The following is a 19,710-nucleotide window of genomic DNA, read 5'->3' as shown; positions in this document are numbered from 1 at the left end:
CGGAGACACAGCACGACTCGAGTCGCCACTGTCCACGTCTCGGAAACAGTCAAGTTACTTGTATCGCAACGGCGACCGATCACAGCATGGAAACGTGGCTGCGGACACTGACGAAGATCCACCACTACCACTATCCTGTTCTCGCCTGTGGCGGGCTGATCGTAACGGTCGTGTGCTCCAGTCCGGGAACGCACCAGTTCGCCGTCGGACCGATCACGGTCGACGTCTTCTACAGTTCGCTGCTAACGTTCGGGGCGCTGTTGGTCCTCTCGATGACTGATACGTACGATCCGGAAGACTACGGACTCGAGTCGGACGACTCCGAACGGTAACGGCGCTATCTCGGCAGCGTCGAGCCGATTCCGACTCACCGTCGTCGATTCCTAGAGTTCGCTGTCGGGACGGACGACGACCTTGCCGAACCCTTCGCGGTTCTCGATGATCTCGTGGGCGCGGGGCGTCTCGCTCATCGGCAACTCCTCGCGGATCGCGGGCTCGAAGGTGCCGTCCCAGACGAGGTCCATCACTTCGTCGACCTGATCGGGCGTCGCCATCGTCGAGCCGATGATCTGGAGTTGCTCCCAGAAGATTCGCGGGATGTCGGTCTCGGGATTGCCCCCGCCGGTGCCGCCGCAGGTGACCAGCCGACCGCCCTTGGTGAGGCTCTTCAGCGAGTTCTGCCAGGTGGGCGCGCCGACGTGTTCGACGACGACGTCGACGCCGCGGCCGTCGGTCTCCGAGAGCACCCAGTCGGCGAAGTTCTCGTCCTCGTAGTTACAGACGTGGTCGGCGCCGTGCTCGCGGGCGTAGTCGAACTTCTCCTCGGTGCTGCCGGTCGCGTAGACCTCCGCGCCCGCGTAGTCGGCGATCTGGAGCGCGGCGTGGCCGACACCGCCGCTGGCGCCCAGCACGAGCACCTTCTCGCCGGCCTGGAGTTCCGCACGGTCGATCAGCATCCGCCAGGCGGTCTGGAACACCAGACAGCTCGAGCCGGCGACCGCCCAGTCGACGTCCTCGGGGACCGGAATCAGGTTGTCCTCGGGAACGGCGGCGTACTCGGAGTGGACGCCCTGGACGTGCTCGCCGATGATGTGGAACCGGGGATCGAGCGTCGGATCGTCCATCCGCAGGTCGCCGACGCCGGCGGAGACCGCGACGCGGTCGCCCTCCTCGAAGCGGGTGACGTCCGGGCCGACCTCCTCGACGACGCCGGCGGCGTCGCTGCCCGGAACGTGGGGCATCTCGAGGTCGATCCCCGGCATGCCGCGGCGCGTCCAGATGTCTAGGTGGTTGAGCGCGGCCGCCTTGATGTCGACCAGCACCTCGTCGCGGCCGACCTCCGGATCGGGGTACTCCCCGTACTCGATGACGTCCGTGTCGCCGTGTTCGGTGATCTTGACTGCCTGCATACTCGCGTATGACGGAAACTCCGGCCATAACAGTTGGGCTACCAGCACTCTGCTGGTCGACGACCGGTCCCTTTGCGCTGCAAAGTTACTTTGTGACGGAAACTATTATGTGTTACAGATGTGTCATCTGACATAGGGACGATGTCAACAGAGACACAAACCGGCCGCGGATCCGACGCTGACCTCGAGCGGAATCGACAGGACCGAGAACCCACACGAGACCGGGATCGAGACCCGCGACGCTGGCTCGCGCAGGCGAGTGCGTTCACCAGACGGAGCCTTCAGGAGGTGCACAACAGCTGGCTGCTGCTGGGGTGGGTGATCGCGTTTCCGGCGATCATGTACCTCTTCTTCGTCGCGCAGGGAACGGACGGGCCGGCGACGGCCGACGCGATTATCTCGATCGGAATCGGCGTGATGGGCGCGCTCTTCGTCTGCCTCTATCTCTTCGGCGACCAGCTCGCGGGCGACCTCGAGGACCGGCGGTACGCGGCCTACCGGTCGATGCCGCTCTCGCCCGCGGCCGATCTGGCCGGGCGGATGGCCGCCGGCCTCGTCCTCGCGACGGCGGCGTTCGCGGCGACGATCCTCGCGGGGGTGGCGACCGGCGCCGAGTACAGCCTCCGCGGGCCCGAGTCGATTCCAATCGTCGTCGTCGCTGGACTGCTGACCTGCGTCTTCTGGATGGTCGTCGCGATCCCGATCGTGCTGGCCGCGGACAACGAGTCCGTCGCCGAGTGGGTCAGCTCGCTGGTCGCGGTCGCCGCGTTCATCCTCACTGGCTTCAACGGCGCGCTGCCCGCACAGTCGCCTATCGAGGGCGAACTGCTGAACTACCTCCCGAACGCCCTGCCGACGCGGCTGCTGGTCTACCACCTCGTCCCCACCGAGAACTGGACGGAACTCGGCGCCGCGCCGCCGGCGATGCCGACCGGCCTCGAGTTCGTCGCGCTGCTGGCCGGCTACGCGATCGTCGCGCTGGTCGCCGGAACGGTCCTGTTGAACCGGTACGCCTACGACCGGGGGTGGTGGCCGTGAGCGACGCCGTCGTCACCGCCAGCGGGGTCCGGAAGTCCTTCGACGAGGAGGGCGTCCTCGAGGACGTCGACCTCACCGTCAGGGACGGCGAGCTCCTGGTGCTGATGGGGCCCAACGGCGTCGGCAAGTCGGTGTTGCTCTCCTGTCTGGCCGGCAGCGATCGCCCGACCGAGGGCAGCGTGTCCGTCTTCGACGAGCCGGCCACCGCACGCGCGGACACGACGAGTTTCCTCCTGCAGGACGCGCTCTGCCACGAGAAGCTCACCGGCCGGGAGAACGTCGCGTTCTACGACCGGCTCCACCCCGAGTTCACCGACGCGTGGCGCGACTACGCCGACCGGCTCGGGATCGCCGAGGACCTCGAGAGGCCCGTCGAGAACTACTCCGGCGGGATGGTGCGCAAGCTCGAGCTCTCGATCGCGGCGAGCATCGACGTCCCGATCTACCTCTTCGACGAACCGACCGCGGCGCTGGACCTGCCGACGGTCCAGACGGTTCACGACCTGTTCCGCGAGAAACGGGCCGCGGGGAAGACGCTCGTCGTCGCCAGCCATCGCCCGATGGACGCCGACATCGCCGACCGGGTCGCCTTCCTCGCGGACGGCGAAATCGCCGCCGCCGGGACGCCGGACGAGCTGTTAGCGTCGCTCCCGCCGATCCTCGAGACCGGGACCGCCCATACGGGCGCGCTGGCCGACGCGATCCGCGGGGATCCCTACGCGGTCGCCGGCAACGTCCGAGGGTTCCTGCCGGCCGACGGCGACGACCCCGATCCCGCCGTCGACGACGCCGCGGCCGCGACCGGCATCGACCCGGACGACCTCGCCGTCGCCGAGCCGACGTACACCGACCTGTTTAACTACTACACGAACACTGGTCCGGACGAACGCCCGACACACAACCGATGACCGACGGAACCGAAGACGTCGATCCGGCCGCCCTCGAGGCGGAGCTCGACGAGATCAAGGGAGCGATCGGACTCGCGGAGGACCACCCCTACTGGTGGCGGTTCTGGCTCGTCGAAGGCGTCGGCGCCGGCCTCTGTTTTACCCTCGTGCAGTTCTGGTTCCGCGGCGGTCCTCAACTGCCAATCCTGGCCGCGTTCATCAGCCTGCTCGGCCTCGAGACGCTCGTCAAACGCCGGATTAGAGCGGCCTACGAGCCGCCGACGGCGGGGCTGCCGGACCAGCGTCTCTGGCTCCTCGCGGTCCTCGCCGCCATCGGCGCGCTGCTCGTCGGCCTCCTGCCGGTGTTCGACGCGCTCGGCGAGCGGAACGCGGTCCGGCTGGCGCTGGTCTCCGCGGGGGCGGTCGTCGGCGCCGGCTACGTCTACATGGGCCAGCTGCTCGGCGCGTACGACATCCGAGCGGCCGACCGCTACGCCTTCTACGCCGGCGGCGCGTGGATCCTCGTCCTCGCCGCCGCCATCCCCCACGTCCCCGCCGCCGAGGGCTGGGAGTACGCCGTCTTCGGGCTCGGTATCGCCGTCCAGCACGTCGCCGCCTACGTCGTACTCTCTCGGCGCTAACATGGAATTCGACAAACTCGTCCACCAGCCGACCCGCCTTCGCATCTTCGCCCACCTCTACGCCAACGGCGAGGCGAGTTTCACGGCGCTGACCGAGGAACTCGAGATCACCGAGGGGAATCTCGCCAGCCACATCGAGCGGATGGAAGACGCCGACTGCGTCGCCGTCGACAAGGAGTTCGTCGACCGCAAACCGCGGACCACCTATCGGCTCACCGAGCGCGGCGAGGAACTCTTCGAGGACCACATCGACACCCTCGAGGCGCTGATCGACGATCTGAAGACCGACGACTCGTAGCGCGCCGCGGAACGACGGTGGGTGACAGCGTTTTACCCGTCGGCCCTCGAACGACGAGCTATGACCGAGACGGACTCGAGCGAGGAGCGACAGCAGGGGGCGACCGATGAACCGGCGCCGGACGAGGAACGCGACGCGGACGAGCAGCCGCCCGACGAGGGTAATGACATCGACGGCCGATCGCTCGGCGTCGGCGTCGTCACGATCGCGGCGGACCGGTCGCTCGAGTCCGACGGCGCCGGCAAGGCGATCGTATCGGGGCTAAAGAAGGCCGACCACGAGGTCGCCACCCGGGAGCACATCGGGGCCGACCACGACCGCATCCAGTCGACCGTCTCCCGGCTGCTCGACCGCGACGACGTCGACGTCATCGTCACCGGCGGGGCGACCAGCATCGAGCCGAGCGACGTCACCATCGAGGCCGTCGAGCCGCTCCTCGAGAAGCGACTGAGCGCCTTCGAGGACCTGTACACCACGCTGTCCTACGAGGCGGTGGGCACTCGCGTCGTCGCGGCGCGGACGATCGCCGGCGTCTCCGACGGAACCCCGGTGTTCTGTCTCCCCGGGAACGAGGACGCGGCGCGGATGGGCCTCGAGGAACTCATTCTGCCGGAAGTCCACAATCTCGTCAGCCTCGCCCGGGAGGACATCGCCCAGGACAGGTGGGCCGTCGACGAGGCCGCACTCGAGGAGGGCGAAGCGACCGGGGACGAACGGGACCGCGAGGGAAAGGGAGAGGGAGAGAAATCGGACGAGGGCGAAACGACCGTGGACCGCGCGTCCGAACCCGACGACGGAGGCGAGTGAGATGGACGGCTCCGACACCACTGCCGACGCCGACGGCGTCGACAAGGAGACGATCCGCCAGCGCGTCTGGGACGACCTCGAGGAGAGCGGCGAGGCGCGGTTCCCCTTCCCGCCCCACGGCCGGATTCCGAACTTCGCGGGCGCGGACGACGCCGCCGAACGACTGGCCGAACAGCCGGAGTGGACGGAGGCGACGACGATCAAGGCCAACCCCGACGCGCCCCAGTTGCCCGTCCGGCGGGCGGCGTTACGCGCGGGGAAGACCGTCTACATGGCCGTTCCGCGACTCGCCGACGAGAAATGCTTCCTGAAACTCGACCCCGACGAACTCTCCGACTACGACGCGGCGACGACGGTTTCGGGGTCCTCGAAACACGGCGAGCAGGTCGGGCCCGACGCGGTCGAGGAGATCGATCTGATCGTCTCGGGGAGCGTAGCCGTTACCGACGACGGCGGGCGGATCGGCAAGGGAGAAGGCTACAGCGACCTCGAGTACGCGATCCTGCGCGGACTCGGCCTCGTCGACGAGTCGACGGCGGTCGCGACGACGGTCCACGAGCGGCAACTCGTCGACGACCCCGTCGCGATCGGAGACCACGACGTCGCGATGGATCTCGTCGTCACGCCCGAGCGGACGATCCGTCCCGAACACCGCGCGCAACCGTCCGGAATCGACTGGAATCTGCTCGACGAGGACCGTCTCGAGGAGATTCCGGTCCTCCGGCGGTTGCAGTCGCCGTAAGTCGGTTCGCCGGATCGGTCCGGAGCCGTCGCTGCGATCGAACAGCGACCGTCGAAGCGGAAGTACTGAGAACCATCTCGAGGGCCGGAAATACCCCGGCGCCTCGAGTGCCAACCGCAGGGTGTGGGGACGCAGGCGGGTGCAAGGCCTGCGTCGGTACCGGGAATCGGTACGGTGTGGCAGTGGTGGGGGAAGGGTGCTGTGGGTGGAGTGGAAGTCACGGGTGCAGGCGGTGGATGCCTCGGTGGGGTCTGCCCGTCGACCTCCATCTATCGATAGCCGCGGATCCCACTTCAACGGGGGCGATGGTATTCGACGGTTATCCCGGATTCCGTCGATTTCAATCCCAGTTTACGCGGCCGAAATCGGCCGTGTGACGGTTTATACTGCCACACCCCGTCTCAACGTACAGTTATTCGTGAACGTCGGGACGCGTCGGTTCGAAGTCGAGGCGAACGGCGACGATCCGCACAAAAGGGAAGCTACCGCGAGCGGCTAGCTGGTCAGTTCGTCGGCGACGATCGCGGCGTCCATCAGCTGCGGATCGACGGCGAGGTCGAGCTGGCCCTTGACGAACTCCGGGACCGTGTCCCGGGCGTAGACGACCGTCCGAACGTCCTCGGAGAGGTCGCAGACGATCGGGATCGTCGTCGCCTGCCCAATGTCGGTCAGGACGTACAGATCGGCGTCGACGATCCCGGCCTCCTCGAGGGCGGGCCGGGAGATGACGCCGTTGAGGCGGGCGACGGTAGCGCCCTCCGCCTCGAGGGCGGCGGCGATGTCGTCCTCGTCGGGGCCGGCGACGATTGCGTCCGTGCTCATTCGTACTCGATTGTCGCTGGCGGTTTGTGGGTCACGTCGTAGACGACGCGGGCGACGTTGTCGTTCTGGCCGGTGATTCGCGACTGGATGCGCTGGAGGGTATCCCAGTCGATCTCCTGTGCGCGGGCGGTCATCCCGTCGCGGGACTCGACCGAGCGGACGGAGACGACCCAGCCGTGGACGCGGTTGTCGCCTTTCACGCCCGTCGCCTTGCCGATGACGGCTGCGAGCGCTTGCCAGGGCTCGTACTCCTCGAGTTCCTCCTCGACGACGTGGCAGGCGTGGCGGGCGACCTCGAGTTTCTCCTCGGTGACCTCGCCGATGACGCGGACGGCGAGTCCGGGACCGGGGAACGGCATCCGTTCGGCGACGATCTCGTCGAGGCCGAGGTGGCGCGCGACCTCGCGAACCTCGTCCTTGTAGAGGTCGCGAACGGGTTCGACGATCCCCTCGAAGTCGACGACCTCCGGCAGGCCGCCCACGTTGTGGTGGGACTTGATTCCCCCCTCGCTCTCGATGCGGTCGGGGTAGATCGTCCCCTGAACGAGGTAGTCCGCGTCGGCGTCTTTCGCCTCGCGCTCGAATTCCCGGATGAACTGCTCGCCGATGATCTCCCGTTTCTCCTCGGGGTCGGTGACGCCCGCGAGGGCCTCGAGGAACCGATCCTTGGCGTCGACGATCCGCAGCGACTCCATGTAGTCGAAGGTCTCGCGGATCTGGTCGGTCTCGCCTTTCCGCATCAGGCCGGTGTCGACGTACACCGGGGTCAGCCGGTCGCCGATGGCCTCGTAGGCCAGGGCGGCGGCGACCGACGAGTCGACTCCGCCCGAGAGTGCGATGACGGCGTTTTCGTCGCCGATTTCGTCGCCGATCTCTGCAACTGCTTCCGGAACGAACGTGTCGGTGTCTACCATCAGTGGGTTACCTCCGTTTCCGCGTCGGTGTCGGCGTCGGCATCCGCGTCTGCAGGTTCGGTCCCCGCCGCGTCGGACTGCTCGAGGACGGCCTCGACCAGTCCCAGGAACGGCGGGCTCGGCTGGCCGGGACGGGACGTGTACTCGGGGTGGAACTGCGTCCCGACGAAGTAGGGGTGGGTCTCGAGTTCGAGGATCTCCATCCGGTTGCCCGCGGTCCCGGAGAAGACGAGCGGTTCGTCCTCGAAGGCGTCGAAGTACTCGGGGTTGACCTCGTATCGGTGGCGGTGTCGCTCCGAACAGGAGGTGTCGCCGTAGAGGTCGTAGGCGAGCGTCTCGGGTTCGATGACGGTCGTGTGCTCGCCGAGGCGCATCGTGCCGCCCATGTCCTCGACCTCGTACTGCTCCGGCAGGATGTCGATGACCGGGTGGGGCGTGTCCTCGACCATCTCGGCAGAGTGGGCGTCCTCGAGGCCCAGCACGTTCCGGGCGTACTCGACGACGGCCATCTGGAAGCCGAGACAGAGCCCGAGGAACGGCACGTCGTTCTCGCGGGCGTAGCGGACGGCCTCGATCTTCCCCTCGGAGCCCCGCATCCCGAAGCCACCGGGGACGATGACGCCGTCCATGCCCTCGAGTTGGCCCTGGTGGCCGTCGGCCAGTTCGTCGGCCGGGACCCAGTGGACGTCGACGTCGACGCCGACCTCGAAGCCGGCGTGTTTCAGCGACTCGTGGATCGACATGTACGCGTCCTCGAGATCGTACTTGCCGACCAGCGCGATGTCGACCGTCCCCTCCTTCTCGGTCGTGACGATCTCGCGCCACTCGTTGGCGCGTTCGCCGACGGGCAGGGCCTCGTCGGCCATCCCGAAGTGCTCCAAGACGTACTGGTCGAGGCCTTCCTCTTCGACCATCAGCGGGACGTGGTAGACGTCCTCGACGTCGGGGTTCGAGAACACTGCGTCCGTGGGAATGTCACAGAACAGCGCGATCTTCTCCTTGGTCTCGGGGTCGAGTCGGTCCTCGCAGCGGCCGACGATGATGTCGGGCTGGAGGCCGATCGAGCGGACCTCCTTGACCGAGTGCTGGGTCGGCTTGGTCTTCTGCTCGCCGTTCTTCGAGTACGGGACGAGCGTGACGTGGGTGAAGAGGACGTTCTCCTCGGGTTCCTCGTGGGCGAACTGGCGCAGCGCCTCGAGGTAGGGCATCCCCTCGATGTCCCCCACGGTGCCGCCGACTTCGATGATACAGACGTCGGTGCCTTCCGCGGCCTCGCGGATGCGACGCTTGATGTCGTCGGTGATGTGGGGGATGATCTGGACCGTCTTGCCCAGGTAGTCACCAGCGCGCTCCTGCTCGATGACGTGCTGGTAGGTTTTCCCCGTAGTGATGTTGTGGTCCGAGGTCATGTCGATATCGAGGAACCGCTCGTAGTTCCCCAGATCGAGGTCGACCTCGCCGCCGTCCTCCAAGACGTACACCTCCCCGTGTTGGTAGGGATTCATCGTCCCCGCGTCGACGTTCAGGTACGGATCGATCTTCACCGCGGTGACGTCGAACCCGGCGTTTTTGAGGAGACGGCCGGTGCTCGCGGCCGTAATCCCCTTGCCGAGTCCCGACATGACGCCGCCGGTGACGAAGATGAACTTGTTCCCCAGCGAGGGGTCATAATGAGTGTCCGATTCCGTCGGCATACCGAGTGTGCGCGCGACCGGTTGAAAACGATTTCGGGACCGCACCGTCTCCGACAGGCGTTGTCATCCCGAACGATGATAGATTCGGCCGCGGCCGGTTCGCCCGAAACCGCGACCGGAAAGAAGGGCGACTGTCGGCGACTATCGACGACTAGGGCTCCTCGTCCATGGACGCCTTCCCCTGCGGATCGTCTTCCTTGGACACCTTGCCCTCGGCCTCCGACTCCGTGACCTCCATGTCCTGCACTTCGACGATTTCGGCCTGCTTCATGAACTCGATGCCGCCGCCCATGCGCAGCTGGAGCGTCTGCCCCGGAAGGTCCGGATCGTCCTCATCGGTCGGCTCTTGCGGGACGGAGACGGCGGTGACCCCCTCGATCGTGACGGAGCGACGCTCGATCGGGTCGCCCTCGTACTCGACCGTGTCCCACGTCTCGATGTCGAACTCGTCCATGTCTTTGCCGAAGTAGTCCTCCGCGTCCGGGTTGACCGAGTCTTCGGTCTGGGACTCGCCCGTCGTTCTGTTATCGTCGAACTGGACCTCCTCGTGCTTGTACTGCCGGAGATGAACGAGCATGATACTGGCCACCAGCACTAACCAGTTAATGCTTGTAGTGGAAGGCTCAACCAATTCATGAGTGCCCGCGGTGAGTCGCCGGTCGAAACCGCCGCGCGATTACCGTCTCGAGCGTGCTGAGCGCGATTTCATCGTCGAGTGCACGACGTGCGCCTCGAGGCCGTCAATCGTCGAGCGGAGATGTCGGATCGCTCCCAGTTCCCCATTTATTTTATACCGTGCGTTCGTACACCGAGGTACAGTGGCATCTCACGAACGACGACCCGCCCTCGAGTTCGACGAGCCGGACACCGGCTTTCAGGCCGGATTCGGGTTCTACGTCGGCCTCGTCGCGGCCGGCGTCGCGGCGACCGCGGGGCTCCTGGCCGGGGTAACCACCGCGACGTTGCTCGGCGTCCTGCCGTCGATGGTGACGGCGGTCGCGATCGCCGGTCACATCCTCACGCGGCGGGCTCGCGGCCTGCCCGAGCGGATCGGTCGGAGCCGGTGGCGCCGACTGGCCTGCTACGCGCCGCCGATCGCGTTCGCGGCGACGCTGGCACTCCCCCTCGTCATATCGATCGAGGCGACCGGCCGGTTCGTCGTCGTGACGCTCGTCGTGACGCTCGTCACCGGCGTCACAGCCTACGGCGTCGATCGGATGGCCCGCAACCGGTACATCGACGCGCTCACCGCCGACGAGCCCGCGGCGGTCTGGACGTGGCGACAGACCGGCCTCACCTCCGGCGAGATCGTGTTCGGCGCCTGTCTGGTGATCACGATCGGCGGCGGCCTCTACAGCACGATCGCGTGGGGGCTAAGCGTCGGTCCGTTCATGGTCTTCTACGGGTTCATCATTCTCCTCCAGTGGTACGGTATCGGCGGCGACTGGCACAATTTCGACCGGAACGAACAGGGAACTCCGCCGACGATCCGCGCCCACGAGGCCGGACTCGTCGTCGAGCGCTCCGTCTCGAGCACGTTCGTCTCGTGGGACGACATCGCAGACGTGCGGCTGACCGACGACGAACTCGTCTTCGAGCGCCGGTGGTTCGACCTGCGCTGCGACCGCGCGGCGATCGACGACCCCGAGGCGACCGTCGAGGGAATCCAACGCGCCCGCGGGCGAGCGGACGCGACGCGGCAACCGGACCTCGCGGGTTGAAGGCACATCCGTCCGTGGCCTCTCGCATGACCGATCTCACCGTTACCGTCGGCGACCGAACGCTCGCGGCCGTCTGGACCGATGACGCCCCCGAGACGAGCGCGGCGCTCGAGGCGGCCCTGCCGGTCGCCGGCGACGCCGTCCGCTGGGGTAACGAACTCTACTTCGACGTTTCGCTCGATGTTCCACCCGAAAACGCCCGCGAGGTCGTTCCCGAGGGCGCGATCGCCTACTGGCCGGCCGGCGAGAAACTGTGTCTGTTCTGGGGCGAGACGCCCGCGAGCCGTGCGAGGTCTGAGCGGAGCGAAGACCTCGATATGGCGAGCGGTGACGACGGAACCGCGAGCCAGAACGGCAAACCGCGCGCCGCCGCGCCCGTTACCGTCGTCGCTCGAGTCAGGGACTGCGCCGCGCTGGCCGATCTCGAGGGCGGAGCGCGACTGCGACTCGAGCGCGCGGCGTGAGTTCCGTCCTCAGGTGCGATTCCGCGGCGTCCGCGTTCGTCTGCCGCCCCTCGAGAGGAGCAGCCACTGGGGAACGCCCAGCAGCGCGAGCAACGCGGCGGCGCCGAGAACGACCGTCGCCGAGTCGATCGCGAGCCCGTAGAAGAGCGCGGTCCCGAGCGCGACGTACGAGGTGGCGAGTAGCCAGACTATACGATTCATGAGAGTTATAATATTACTATCACGATAAGGATAGCGGCCGGTCAGAGAGCGGTTTCAGCGGGCCGACCGGAACCGCGGTCGGCGCTACTTGCCCCAGAACGGATCCCGGCTGCGCTGCTTGTCGAGGTACATGTTCAGCGCCTCGAGTTCGTCGGCGGGGATCTCGTCGGCGAGTTCCTGCTCTAAGATCTTCGCGTGTTTCTCGGGAATCTGAATCCAGAGCTCGTCGTCTTCCTCGATCTGGCGGCCGACGGTCGGGCCGTCGATGGCGACGGAGACCCGGTTGCCGGCCCGGGCTTCGTCGACGTCCTCGCCTTGCTCCTGGATGCCCTTGATCTGGCCGACGCGTTCGGGCTCGTTGCCCTCGAACTTCACGACGGTGGCGTTGTTCTGGACGGTCCCGGAGTTGACCTCGACCCCGACGACCGCGGGATCGTTCTGGCGGAACGTGTGGTCCGGCAGGATGCGGAACCGGGCGGGCCGCGAGATGTTCTCGAGGATGGTGTCCTGCTGGGCCTGTTCGATCCCCTCGACGTACTCGTCGTACTCCTCAACGAGCTGGTAGATGACCTCGTCCGTGAAGATCGTCACGTCGTCGGTCTCGGCTCGGTGTTCGGCGTCTGAGAGGACGTCGACGTTGAACCCGAGGATGACCTGCTGTTTCGGGTCCTCGGCGGTCGACGCGACCGAGATGTCACGCGGCGCGACGTCGCCGACCTCCGCGCGGACGATCGGCACCTCCGCCTCGTCTAAGGCGTCGGCCATCGCCTCGAGGCTTCCCAGCGTGTCGGCCTTGACGACGACGCCCTCTTCGGCGGTGTCGACCGCTATCGAGGCGAGTTCGGCCTGGACTTCCTCGATGACGTCATCGAGGTCCCGGTCGCGGACGACCCGGACGGGCGCGCCGGCCATCGCGTCGCCGAGTTCTGGCGCGGCGACCTTGATCCCGGCCGCGGCGCCGACCTCGTCGACGTTCTCGAAGCGGCTCTCGGTTCGGATCTCCGCGAGCGGACGGGGCTGGAGCAGCGCGCGAACCTCGGTGACGATCGGGTCGTTCTGTCCGCCAACGACGATCGTGTCGTCTTCCTTGATCGTCCCGTCGTAGAGGACGATGTCGACCGTCTTCCCGAACCCTTTCTCCTCTTTGACCTCGAGGACGGTGCCGACACCGGGGCCGGAGACGTCGATCTCCATCTCCTCTTTCATGTACCGCTGGGAGAGGCCCATCATCACGGTCAGTAGGTCCGGGACGCCCTCGCCGGTCATCGCCGAGACGGGGACGACGCCGACGTTGCGCTGGAAGTTCTGGACGCGCCAGTAGAGGTCGGCGGAAAACCCCTCGTCGCTCAGATTGCCGATGATCTCGTAGAGGCTCTCGTCGAGTCGCTGGCGGACACGCTCGGACTGGGACTCGTAGGTGTCGTTGATCGGCGCGTCCTCGTTGGGGTCCCAGCCGGGGACGGTGTCGATCTTGTTCGCCGCGACGATGAAGGGCGTCTGGGAGCGCTTGAGGATGTCAAGCGCCTCGAGCGTCTGGGGCTGGAAGCCGTCGTTGACGTCGACGACGAGGATAGCGATGTCAGCGAGCGCGCCGCCCCGCGAGCGCAGCGTCGTAAAGGAGTGGTGGCCCGGCGTGTCGATAAAGAGCAGGCCGGGCAGGTCGAAGTCGTCGGGGTCGACGAGGTCGCCCGCGATCGAGGAGATGATGTCGAGCGGGACCGCCGTCGCGCCGATGTGCTGGGTGATGGCGCCCGCTTCGCCCTCGATCACCGCGGAGCCGCGTATCTTGTCGAGGAGACTGGTCTTGCCGTGATCGACGTGGCCGAGGACGGCCACGATCGGAGTTCTGAGAGATGTGGGGTCGTGCGTATCCGTATTCGACATGGTGAACCACCCGAGAAGGTCTTATCTAAGGGGTCGGTAGAGCGGTAGTTAAACCCATCGTCATCCGCGCTGTTCTCGCCGGTCTGACTGGTCGCTCGACGCGAAACTGAGTCCGTCCGAACCGGCGCCGATCGGCCGCCCCTCGAGCGGCCGCTATTGGACCGGATCCGTGTCGCTTCGAGGGAGTCCGAATCGACTCGAGCGACGCGACGACGGCGGGTACGACGCCTCGCTATCTACCCCGTGGACTTTAATACCGATTAGTAAGTACGGGTATGCATGAGCGATATACTCGCTGAAAATCTCTCGGGGAAGTCCGTCATGGGTTCCGACGGCACCGAGCTCGGATTGCTCTATAACATCACAATGGATCTCAAATCCGGCAAGCTCCACGACCTCGTTATCGATCCCGACGACGAAATCTCCCCGCGAACGGTCGACTTCGACGTCGACGACGCGGGCCGATTCCTCGTCCCCGTCAACCGCGTTCAGGCGGTCAAAGACTACATTGTCGTCCAGCGCTAACGGTATGTACGTTCTCGACTCCTCGGCGTTTATCCACGACTTTCACACGACAGAACAGACTGCAACTATCCCCCTCGTCCGCGAAGAACTCGAGGACGAGAGCGCCTATCGCTACGACGCGATGGAGGGCTCGGGGATGCACATCCACATTCCGAACGACGACACCACCGAGAAAGTCCAGCGCGCGGCCCGCGAATCGGGCGATCTCGACGTCCTCTCCGACACCGACGTTCGCCTCGTCGCGGCGAGTTTCGAACTCGACGGAACGCTCGTCACCGACGACTACGCGATGCAAAACGTCGCGGAGAAGTTAAACGTCGACGTGGAAGTGATCGCCCGCGAGGGCATCGACGAACAGCGCCACTGGCGCTACCAGTGTCAGGGCTGCGGTCGCGAGTTCGACGAACAGAAGGACCGCTGTCCGATCTGTGGCTCGGAACTCGCCCGGAAGAACCCGTCGTAATTGGGCAACCGCCGTCGGCACCCGGCTTTCTCACACGAGATATTCGACGAACAGCAACGCGTTGTAACAGCCGTGGACCAGCGCGGGCACCAGCAGGTTGTCCGTCCGTTCGTAGATCGTCCCGAGGATCAACCCGAGCGCGAACACCAGCGCGAGACTCGCGAGCATCGCGCCCGGTCCCGCGGTCGCATAGGCGAACAGGTGGACGATCATGAAGACGAGGCTCCCGACGAGGACGGCGCCGGCCCGGGAGAAGTGTTCGTAGAGGCTCTTCTGGATCACGTTCCGGTAGAACAGCTCCTCGAACGGCCCGACGAACAGGAGCATCGACGGGACGGCGACCATCGCCAGTTCGGGGTTCTCGGCCAGCCGCTGGGTGGTGGTGTGGTCCGAGGCGTCGATGCCCAGCGCCGTCATGACCTGCGAGATCCCGATATTCACGGCGAAGAGCAAGACGAGTCCGAGGACGATCCAGCCGACCGTCCGGAGCGTCGGCCGCTCGAGGTCGATGAACGACAGGTCGCGGCCGCGGTAGGCTAGGTAGCCCGCCGCGACCCCGCCGAGGCCGACCGCGTAGGCGGGGTACTCGACCAGCGACTGCTGGAGCGGCGTGAGTTCGCCGACGAGGGTGGTCACGGGCAGCGAGAGGAATACCGCCGCGATCGAGAGGCTGAACAGGCCGACGACGGCGAGTATGCACATCTCGACCGTCCGTGCGAGCCGGCGGTACAAACCCGGACCCGAGACGCCGCCGCGATCGGCGATCCCGACCCCGACCGCACCGATTGCGGCGACCAATGCGACGAACAGCAGCGAGACCGATCCCTCGAGGCCCGGGACGACGACCGAACCCAGGACGCCCTGGGTGATCGCGTACCCCGACAGGGCGACGACGAGGAGGCTCCCTCCGGCAGCGGCCGGCCCGGCGACGCGTCGCTCGAGCAGGCCGTGGCGGCGACCGACGAACGCGCCCGTGGCGACGAGGGCGCCGACCGCCGCGAGCCAGACTGCGGGGGCGTCGACGCCGCGGCGGACCGGTAACAAGAGCGCGACGAGAACGACGGCCGAGAGGACGGTTCCGACGGTCGGGACGACGTCGGACGCGGCCGAGCCGGCGTCACCGTCGCCGTCGGCGGTCCGGGTGAGATCGCTCATACGTGAATCTTCGAGCGCGAACCCATAGGCGCACCGCAACGCGGTCGGGTCCGGAACTGAATCCGGCTACCGCTCGATACGAAGCTCGGTCTTCTCAGCGACGGCGTCGGCCTCCTCAAACTCTCCGCCGCCGAGCAGGCCGCGGGTGGCCTTCTTGGCCCACTCGACGGCCGGCTGTTCGAACGTGTTGACGCCGTACAGTTCGCCCGCGAGGACGCAGGCCGCCTCCATCCCGTAGAGGAGGCCGCCGAGTTCGTACTCGTCGACGGTCTCGAGTTCGAGCCGGACGTTCGGCCGGCCGGCCGCCGCGAGGCTGGCCTCGGTGGCCTCGAACTCAGCCTCGAGCAGTTCGCCGAGCGTCGCGTCGCCGAGGTACGCCAGTTCGTCGACATCGGTATCGGGGATCGATCGGTCGTCGGTCTCGCCCGGCGAGACGAAGGTGACGAGTTTGTCCCGCGGGCCCGCTCGGTAGAGTTGCAACTGCGAGTGCTGGTCGGTCACGCCGAGCGCCCGCGCCGGCGTCTGCCCGAGGTCGTCCTTGCCGAGGCTCTCGGCCCACAGCTGGGCGAACCACTCGGCGAACGTCTCGAGCGACTCCGCGTAGGGGACCATGGCGTTGACGGCGGCGCCGCGCTGGTCGAGCGCGTAGGCCGTCGCTCCGTAGGCGTAGGCCGGGCAGTCGAACAGCGAGCCGGTCAGGCTCTCGCGCTCGGCGGCGGCGCCCTCGAGTAAGGCCTCGAGATCGTGGCCGCAGACGGCCGCCGCGACCATGCCGACCGCCGACAGCGCCGAGAAGCGGCCCGGAACGCCGTCGGGGACCTTCAGCGACGGGAGGTCGTGCCGGTCCGCGAGGTTCCGGAGCGGGCCGGACTCGCCGGTCGTCACGATCGTCCGCTCGGTCCAGTCGACGCCCGCGGCCTCGAAGGCGTCGCGGACGACGAGGAAGTTCGCCAGCGTCTCCGCCGTCGTTCCCGACCGCGAGACCACGTTGATCGCCGTCTCCTCGAGGGGCAGTCCCTCGAGGTGGTTCGACACCCACTCGGGGTCGACGTTGTCGAGGTAGACGGCGTCGGTGTCGCTCTCGTCGGCGAGCGCGTCCGTGATCGTCGCCGCGCCGAGCGCGCTGCCGCCGATGCCGACGGTGATCAGCGCCTCGGCGTCGACGACCGGCTCGACGGCCGCCCGGATCTCGTCCGGGTCGGTTCGCTCCGGGAGGTTGAGGGCCTCGTAGCCGTGCTCCGAATTTTCCATTCCCACGACGATGCGCTCGTGGGCGTCCGCGACCTGCTCGTCCAGGCGCTCGAGGGACTCCCTCGAGGCGCCCGGCGACGCGACCGACGCGAGCGCGTTACCGATATCGACGTTCATACGCGAGAAGGCAACCGCCTTCGATAAAGGCGTTCCGTCAGCGATCGGGCGCCGACGCGGACGTCACGTCCCCGGATCCTCGATCGCGGACAGGCCGGCGGTCACGAGTCTGCGCAGGAGCACCACGACCCCATTCTGGAGTCCCTTGGCGAACACGGCCTGCTCTTTCGATTTGCCACTGTCGGCGTCGGGATAGTAGGTTCCGATCAGCAGCGTCTCCCGGTCGACGAGCAGGATCCGGCTGATCGCGACCTCGGCGTCCAGTTCGCTCCCGGTGAGCCACTCCATCTCGGTTTCGAACACGCGCGTCTCTGGGAGTCGAGCCTCCAGCGTCGCCGTCGTCTCCGGTGTCTGGCCGCCGAGAACGACGGTGAGGCCCCGCTCGGTCGCCTGCTCGACGCCGTCGAACAGCGCCTCGGAGAGGACGTCGTCGTCGACGACGAGCAGCGCGATCTCTGACTCCGCGTTCCCGATCAGTTCGAGTGTCCGGGACTCGATCGCCTCGTGGCCGCTCAGCGACCAGATCTCCTGGACGTGCTCGTCGTCTCCGGGCTCCTCGACGTCCGTCTCCTCGAGATACGTCTCGAGCGTGTCGATCCGATCGTTGTACTTCTCGCGCAGAATCCGCGTCGCCTCGGTGATCCCGACGGCGCGGTACCGCTGAGGGCTCGAGTGCTGGACTTCGACCAGTCCCTGCGACTCGAGGACGCGAATGGCGTCGTACACCCGCGTTCGAGGAACCTCGGAGATCTCGTGGATCTCCTTTGCGGTCCCGTTGGGGAGTTTGTTCAACGCGATAAAGCAGCGTGCCTCGTACTCCTGCAGACCGAGGTCCTGTAACAGACTAATCGCTTCTACCGTTGTTTCGTCCTGTGTCATGGCCCAACCACGAATTCGGATAACCGAACACCCGAAATAGGGCACCCGTATGGAAAAGAATTCGCGTTCGAGAACGGCCGGTTAGTGGTTTGATTCTCTCCGGTACGTCTGGAATTAGTTGTTCACTCAGATTATCACACAAGCTACTTGGGGATACGTTCGATAGAGGGTAGTGGCAGGTCCCATTCAGGCCCAACCACGATGGGTCCTGTCATTTCTCTGAAATACGACTGCCCGTGATTCCGGTAGCTACGGCTCAGCGGAACACAGTCGATACGCACTCGCGGACCGGCCGGGACCGACATCGGATCAGGCCTGGTCAGTAGTTACGCCGAAATCGAGGGAAGTTTGGCCTGCTCGAGCCAGAACCATTCGATTCCGCCGACGAGCGAGACGTAGCCGCTCAGATCGGTCGGCTTCGTCAGATACGCGTTGGCCCGGGCCTCGTAGCAGCGCACGATATCGTCGGATCGATCCGATTCAGTGAGAATGACGACCGAGAGCCGTCGCAGTTTCGGGTCGTCGACGATCGCCTCGAGAATCTCGACCCCGTCGCGGGTCGGGAGGTCCAAATCCAGAAGGACGAAGTTCGGCGGGGGACCCGAGTCCGATTCGACCGACTGACAGAGGTACGACAGCGCGTCGCTACCGCTGGCGACCGCGTGCAGCCAGATCTCACGGTTCGTCTTCGCTTTCTCGAAGGCTTCCCGTAGCAGGCCGACGTCGCGAGGGTCGTCTTCGACGAGCAGGACGTCGATCGGTTCGTCGACGCCGGTCTGATGGATAAACGGGGACATCGAATCTCTCGAGTTCGTTCCGGGCAGCAATCATTCGTCACTCCAGCGTGACGGGTAGCAACTCCCGGTTGTCGGCTACCACTCGCAACATCGGTTCGATCTCCGCGAACTGCGATCCTCTCGTGACGGCGTTCGCCTGTCGATCCCACTCGATGAAGCCGTAATCCACCAGTTTGGGGAGATGAACGTGTCGTCGGTCGACCGCCGCGCCGTGCCGATCCTCGACGCCGTCCGGCGGCGAGTCGATATTGACTAGATCCTCCCGTTCGAGAAGTGTAAACAGAATCCGTCGTCGTTGCCCGCTCGACAGCGCGTCGAATAACCGATTTCGTATCGCTTTCATACGGTGGCAATTGGGGACGGATACGGTTGACTTCACGTCATTTTCACGTACATCTGAGTTTTGATGAACTGAGTGAATGGATCCGTCGCGAGCGCTGCAGTCGGCGAGTGGCGCCCGTCGCCCGTCTCGGTCGAAAGCCGAAACCCCGAAACCCGACCCCCGCCTACGGCAGTCCATGACCGAACAGACGAGCACGTTCGTCGTCACCCACGCCGAGAGCGAGTCGGCCGTCGTCCGCGACGTCGAGACCGCACAGGTCCACACGCTCGGCTCGAACCCCGGCCTCGAGGTCCACGACGTCATCGAGGCGACCGTCGCCCCCGAGCCGCCACTGGAGGTCACCTGGCAGGTGGTCGACGTCGCCGACCGACGGTCGATCGAACTGGTCGACAGCGACCTCGCGCCGACCCAGCACGCGACGGAGTTGGCCGCCGACGCCGACGTCGGCGACCTGATTCAAGAGGAGCGAGCCGGCACCGGCGAGATCCACGTCTTCCGCGTTCCCGAAGCCGAAGTGGAGTCGGCGGCCCAGGACATCCTCGAGGACGAGGAGACCATCGCTCGGGCGGCCCGACTCGAGGCGGTCCGCGTCGAGGTCCGCCGGTCGGCCGACGACGGCGTGTTGAGCGTGCGGTACCTGCCCGACTGAAGCGCTCGC

General features: G+C 66.3%; 24 protein-coding genes. 12 read left to right on the top strand and 12 right to left on the bottom strand.

Annotation, left to right across the window (positions count from 1 at the left end; translation table 11 throughout):
- The first annotated feature begins 86 nt into the window (after window positions 1-86).
- Complete coding sequence (locus C477_RS18920; RefSeq protein ID WP_008896155.1) at window positions 87-332, top strand: hypothetical protein; 246 nt, start codon at window positions 87-89, stop codon at window positions 330-332.
- A gap of 51 nt (window positions 333-383) precedes the next feature.
- On the opposite strand, the gene C477_RS18915 is transcribed toward C477_RS18920, so the two are convergent.
- Window positions 384-1,409 carry a zinc-binding dehydrogenase gene (locus C477_RS18915; protein WP_008896154.1) on the bottom strand — a complete coding sequence of 342 codons (1,026 nt, stop codon included), beginning with the start codon at window positions 1,407-1,409 and terminating at the stop codon, window positions 384-386.
- 141 nt (window positions 1,410-1,550) lie between these two features.
- Between C477_RS18915 and C477_RS18910 the strand changes: the two genes are divergently transcribed.
- Genes C477_RS18910 through C477_RS18885 form a run of 6 tightly spaced genes read left to right on the top strand, consistent with a single transcriptional unit; the run spans window position 1,551 to window position 5,822 of the window.
- On the top strand, window positions 1,551-2,447 hold the full coding sequence (locus tag C477_RS18910) for an ABC transporter permease (RefSeq protein ID WP_239641906.1): 897 nt from the start codon (window positions 1,551-1,553) through the stop codon (window positions 2,445-2,447).
- Window positions 2,438-3,355, top strand: a complete 918-nt coding sequence (locus C477_RS18905; protein ID WP_008896152.1) for an ABC transporter ATP-binding protein — start codon at window positions 2,438-2,440, stop codon at window positions 3,353-3,355. Before C477_RS18910 ends, C477_RS18905 begins: the two co-directional genes overlap by 10 nt.
- On the top strand, window positions 3,352-3,975 hold the full coding sequence (locus tag C477_RS18900; protein WP_008896151.1) for a hypothetical protein: 624 nt from the start codon (window positions 3,352-3,354) through the stop codon (window positions 3,973-3,975). Before C477_RS18905 ends, C477_RS18900 begins: the two co-directional genes overlap by 4 nt.
- Window position 3,976: 1 nt before the next feature.
- The gene (locus tag C477_RS18895) at window positions 3,977-4,273 is read left to right on the top strand and encodes a winged helix-turn-helix domain-containing protein (protein ID WP_008896150.1); all 297 of its coding nucleotides are present in this window, start codon (window positions 3,977-3,979) and stop codon (window positions 4,271-4,273) included.
- A gap of 60 nt (window positions 4,274-4,333) precedes the next feature.
- Window positions 4,334-5,080 (top strand): MogA/MoaB family molybdenum cofactor biosynthesis protein, encoded by a 747-nt coding sequence (locus tag C477_RS18890; protein ID WP_008896149.1) that lies wholly within the window; start codon window positions 4,334-4,336, stop codon window positions 5,078-5,080.
- A gap of 1 nt (window position 5,081) precedes the next feature.
- Window positions 5,082-5,822: a 5-formyltetrahydrofolate cyclo-ligase gene (locus tag C477_RS18885; protein ID WP_008896148.1), complete on the top strand. Its 741-nt coding sequence runs from the start codon at window positions 5,082-5,084 to the stop codon at window positions 5,820-5,822.
- 495 nt (window positions 5,823-6,317) lie between these two features.
- On the opposite strand, the gene C477_RS18880 is transcribed toward C477_RS18885, so the two are convergent.
- The 4 genes from C477_RS18880 to C477_RS18865 form a co-directional block, all read right to left on the bottom strand.
- Window positions 6,318-6,644: a DUF7126 family protein gene (locus C477_RS18880; RefSeq protein WP_008896147.1), complete on the bottom strand. Its 327-nt coding sequence runs from the start codon at window positions 6,642-6,644 to the stop codon at window positions 6,318-6,320.
- The gene (gene guaA / locus C477_RS18875) at window positions 6,641-7,558 is read right to left on the bottom strand and encodes a glutamine-hydrolyzing GMP synthase (RefSeq protein WP_008896146.1); all 918 of its coding nucleotides are present in this window, start codon (window positions 7,556-7,558) and stop codon (window positions 6,641-6,643) included. Before guaA ends, C477_RS18880 begins: the two co-directional genes overlap by 4 nt.
- A complete protein-coding gene (gene pyrG, locus C477_RS18870; protein WP_008896145.1) occupies window positions 7,558-9,252 on the bottom strand; it encodes a glutamine hydrolyzing CTP synthase in 1,695 nt (564 codons plus the stop codon). The genes guaA and pyrG overlap by 1 nt, the downstream gene beginning before the upstream one ends.
- Before the next feature lie 151 nt (window positions 9,253-9,403).
- Window positions 9,404-9,829 carry a hypothetical protein gene (locus C477_RS18865; protein WP_008896144.1) on the bottom strand — a complete coding sequence of 142 codons (426 nt, stop codon included), beginning with the start codon at window positions 9,827-9,829 and terminating at the stop codon, window positions 9,404-9,406.
- Window positions 9,830-10,070: 241 nt separating this feature from the next.
- Between C477_RS18865 and C477_RS18860 the strand changes: the two genes are divergently transcribed.
- Both C477_RS18860 and C477_RS18855 read left to right on the top strand, forming a co-directional pair.
- Window positions 10,071-10,973, top strand: coding sequence for a PH domain-containing protein (locus C477_RS18860; protein ID WP_008896143.1), 903 nt, complete (start codon window positions 10,071-10,073; stop codon window positions 10,971-10,973).
- A gap of 26 nt (window positions 10,974-10,999) precedes the next feature.
- Window positions 11,000-11,437: a cyclophilin-like family protein gene (locus C477_RS18855; protein ID WP_008896142.1), complete on the top strand. Its 438-nt coding sequence runs from the start codon at window positions 11,000-11,002 to the stop codon at window positions 11,435-11,437.
- A 9-nt stretch (window positions 11,438-11,446) separates the two neighbouring features.
- Here C477_RS18855 and C477_RS18850 read toward each other — a convergent pair whose 3' ends face one another.
- Both C477_RS18850 and infB read right to left on the bottom strand, forming a co-directional pair.
- Window positions 11,447-11,638: a hypothetical protein gene (locus tag C477_RS18850; protein ID WP_008896141.1), complete on the bottom strand. Its 192-nt coding sequence runs from the start codon at window positions 11,636-11,638 to the stop codon at window positions 11,447-11,449.
- A gap of 84 nt (window positions 11,639-11,722) precedes the next feature.
- Window positions 11,723-13,522: a translation initiation factor IF-2 gene (infB, locus tag C477_RS18845; protein WP_049914673.1), complete on the bottom strand. Its 1,800-nt coding sequence runs from the start codon at window positions 13,520-13,522 to the stop codon at window positions 11,723-11,725.
- 279 nt (window positions 13,523-13,801) lie between these two features.
- Here infB and C477_RS18840 point away from each other — a divergent pair, with 279 nt between their 5' ends.
- Window positions 13,802-14,047, top strand: a complete 246-nt coding sequence (locus C477_RS18840) for a PRC-barrel domain-containing protein (protein WP_008896139.1) — start codon at window positions 13,802-13,804, stop codon at window positions 14,045-14,047.
- A 4-nt stretch (window positions 14,048-14,051) separates the two neighbouring features.
- Window positions 14,052-14,510, top strand: a complete 459-nt coding sequence (locus C477_RS18835; RefSeq protein ID WP_008896138.1) for an NOB1 family endonuclease — start codon at window positions 14,052-14,054, stop codon at window positions 14,508-14,510.
- Window positions 14,511-14,540: 30 nt separating this feature from the next.
- On the opposite strand, the gene C477_RS18830 is transcribed toward C477_RS18835, so the two are convergent.
- From C477_RS18830 to C477_RS18810, 5 genes are all read right to left on the bottom strand, one after another.
- Window positions 14,541-15,665, bottom strand: coding sequence for a CPBP family intramembrane glutamic endopeptidase (locus tag C477_RS18830; RefSeq protein WP_008896137.1), 1,125 nt, complete (start codon window positions 15,663-15,665; stop codon window positions 14,541-14,543).
- Window positions 15,666-15,731: 66 nt separating this feature from the next.
- Window positions 15,732-17,033 (bottom strand): hypothetical protein, encoded by a 1,302-nt coding sequence (locus tag C477_RS18825; protein ID WP_008896136.1) that lies wholly within the window; start codon window positions 17,031-17,033, stop codon window positions 15,732-15,734.
- Between the two features lie 63 nt (window positions 17,034-17,096).
- Entirely contained in the window at window positions 17,097-17,912 is an 816-nt protein-coding gene (locus tag C477_RS18820; RefSeq protein ID WP_008896135.1) for a TrmB family transcriptional regulator, read from the bottom strand.
- A 326-nt stretch (window positions 17,913-18,238) separates the two neighbouring features.
- Window positions 18,239-18,709 carry a response regulator gene (locus C477_RS18815; protein ID WP_008896134.1) on the bottom strand — a complete coding sequence of 157 codons (471 nt, stop codon included), beginning with the start codon at window positions 18,707-18,709 and terminating at the stop codon, window positions 18,239-18,241.
- 37 nt (window positions 18,710-18,746) lie between these two features.
- A complete protein-coding gene (locus tag C477_RS18810) occupies window positions 18,747-19,052 on the bottom strand; it encodes a hypothetical protein (RefSeq protein WP_008896133.1) in 306 nt (101 codons plus the stop codon).
- A 175-nt stretch (window positions 19,053-19,227) separates the two neighbouring features.
- Here C477_RS18810 and C477_RS18805 point away from each other — a divergent pair, with 175 nt between their 5' ends.
- Window positions 19,228-19,701 carry a DUF5812 family protein gene (locus C477_RS18805; RefSeq protein ID WP_008896132.1) on the top strand — a complete coding sequence of 158 codons (474 nt, stop codon included), beginning with the start codon at window positions 19,228-19,230 and terminating at the stop codon, window positions 19,699-19,701.
- The last annotated feature ends 9 nt before the right edge of the window (window positions 19,702-19,710 follow it).

Source organism: Haloterrigena salina JCM 13891 (genome assembly GCF_000337495.1).
GTDB lineage: Archaea > Halobacteriota > Halobacteria > Halobacteriales > Natrialbaceae > Haloterrigena > Haloterrigena salina.
This window is presented reverse-complemented; position numbering and strand designations above follow the sequence as displayed.

Bases quoted from the DNA above. Each gene is read 5' to 3' on its own strand.
- C477_RS18920 (WP_008896155.1), top strand. From the start codon at position 87: ATGGAAACGTGGCTGCGGACACTGACGAAGATCCACCACTACCACTAT.
- C477_RS18915 (WP_008896154.1), bottom strand. From the start codon at position 1,409: ATGCAGGCAGTCAAGATCACCGAACACGGCGACACGGACGTCATCGAG.
- C477_RS18910 (WP_239641906.1), top strand. From the start codon at position 1,551: ATGTCAACAGAGACACAAACCGGCCGCGGATCCGACGCTGACCTCGAG.
- C477_RS18900 (WP_008896151.1), top strand. From the start codon at position 3,352: ATGACCGACGGAACCGAAGACGTCGATCCGGCCGCCCTCGAGGCGGAG.
- C477_RS18895 (WP_008896150.1), top strand. From the start codon at position 3,977: ATGGAATTCGACAAACTCGTCCACCAGCCGACCCGCCTTCGCATCTTC.
- C477_RS18890 (WP_008896149.1), top strand. From the start codon at position 4,334: ATGACCGAGACGGACTCGAGCGAGGAGCGACAGCAGGGGGCGACCGAT.
- C477_RS18885 (WP_008896148.1), top strand. From the start codon at position 5,082: ATGGACGGCTCCGACACCACTGCCGACGCCGACGGCGTCGACAAGGAG.
- C477_RS18880 (WP_008896147.1), bottom strand. From the start codon at position 6,644: ATGAGCACGGACGCAATCGTCGCCGGCCCCGACGAGGACGACATCGCC.
- guaA (WP_008896146.1), bottom strand. From the start codon at position 7,558: ATGGTAGACACCGACACGTTCGTTCCGGAAGCAGTTGCAGAGATCGGC.
- pyrG (WP_008896145.1), bottom strand. From the start codon at position 9,252: ATGCCGACGGAATCGGACACTCATTATGACCCCTCGCTGGGGAACAAG.
- C477_RS18865 (WP_008896144.1), bottom strand. From the start codon at position 9,829: ATGCTCGTTCATCTCCGGCAGTACAAGCACGAGGAGGTCCAGTTCGAC.
- C477_RS18855 (WP_008896142.1), top strand. From the start codon at position 11,000: ATGACCGATCTCACCGTTACCGTCGGCGACCGAACGCTCGCGGCCGTC.
- C477_RS18850 (WP_008896141.1), bottom strand. From the start codon at position 11,638: ATGAATCGTATAGTCTGGCTACTCGCCACCTCGTACGTCGCGCTCGGG.
- infB (WP_049914673.1), bottom strand. From the start codon at position 13,522: ATGTCGAATACGGATACGCACGACCCCACATCTCTCAGAACTCCGATC.
- C477_RS18840 (WP_008896139.1), top strand. From the start codon at position 13,802: ATGAGCGATATACTCGCTGAAAATCTCTCGGGGAAGTCCGTCATGGGT.
- C477_RS18835 (WP_008896138.1), top strand. From the start codon at position 14,052: ATGTACGTTCTCGACTCCTCGGCGTTTATCCACGACTTTCACACGACA.
- C477_RS18830 (WP_008896137.1), bottom strand. From the start codon at position 15,665: ATGAGCGATCTCACCCGGACCGCCGACGGCGACGGTGACGCCGGCTCG.
- C477_RS18825 (WP_008896136.1), bottom strand. From the start codon at position 17,033: ATGAACGTCGATATCGGTAACGCGCTCGCGTCGGTCGCGTCGCCGGGC.
- C477_RS18820 (WP_008896135.1), bottom strand. From the start codon at position 17,912: ATGACACAGGACGAAACAACGGTAGAAGCGATTAGTCTGTTACAGGAC.
- C477_RS18815 (WP_008896134.1), bottom strand. From the start codon at position 18,709: ATGTCCCCGTTTATCCATCAGACCGGCGTCGACGAACCGATCGACGTC.
- C477_RS18810 (WP_008896133.1), bottom strand. From the start codon at position 19,052: ATGAAAGCGATACGAAATCGGTTATTCGACGCGCTGTCGAGCGGGCAA.
- C477_RS18805 (WP_008896132.1), top strand. From the start codon at position 19,228: ATGACCGAACAGACGAGCACGTTCGTCGTCACCCACGCCGAGAGCGAG.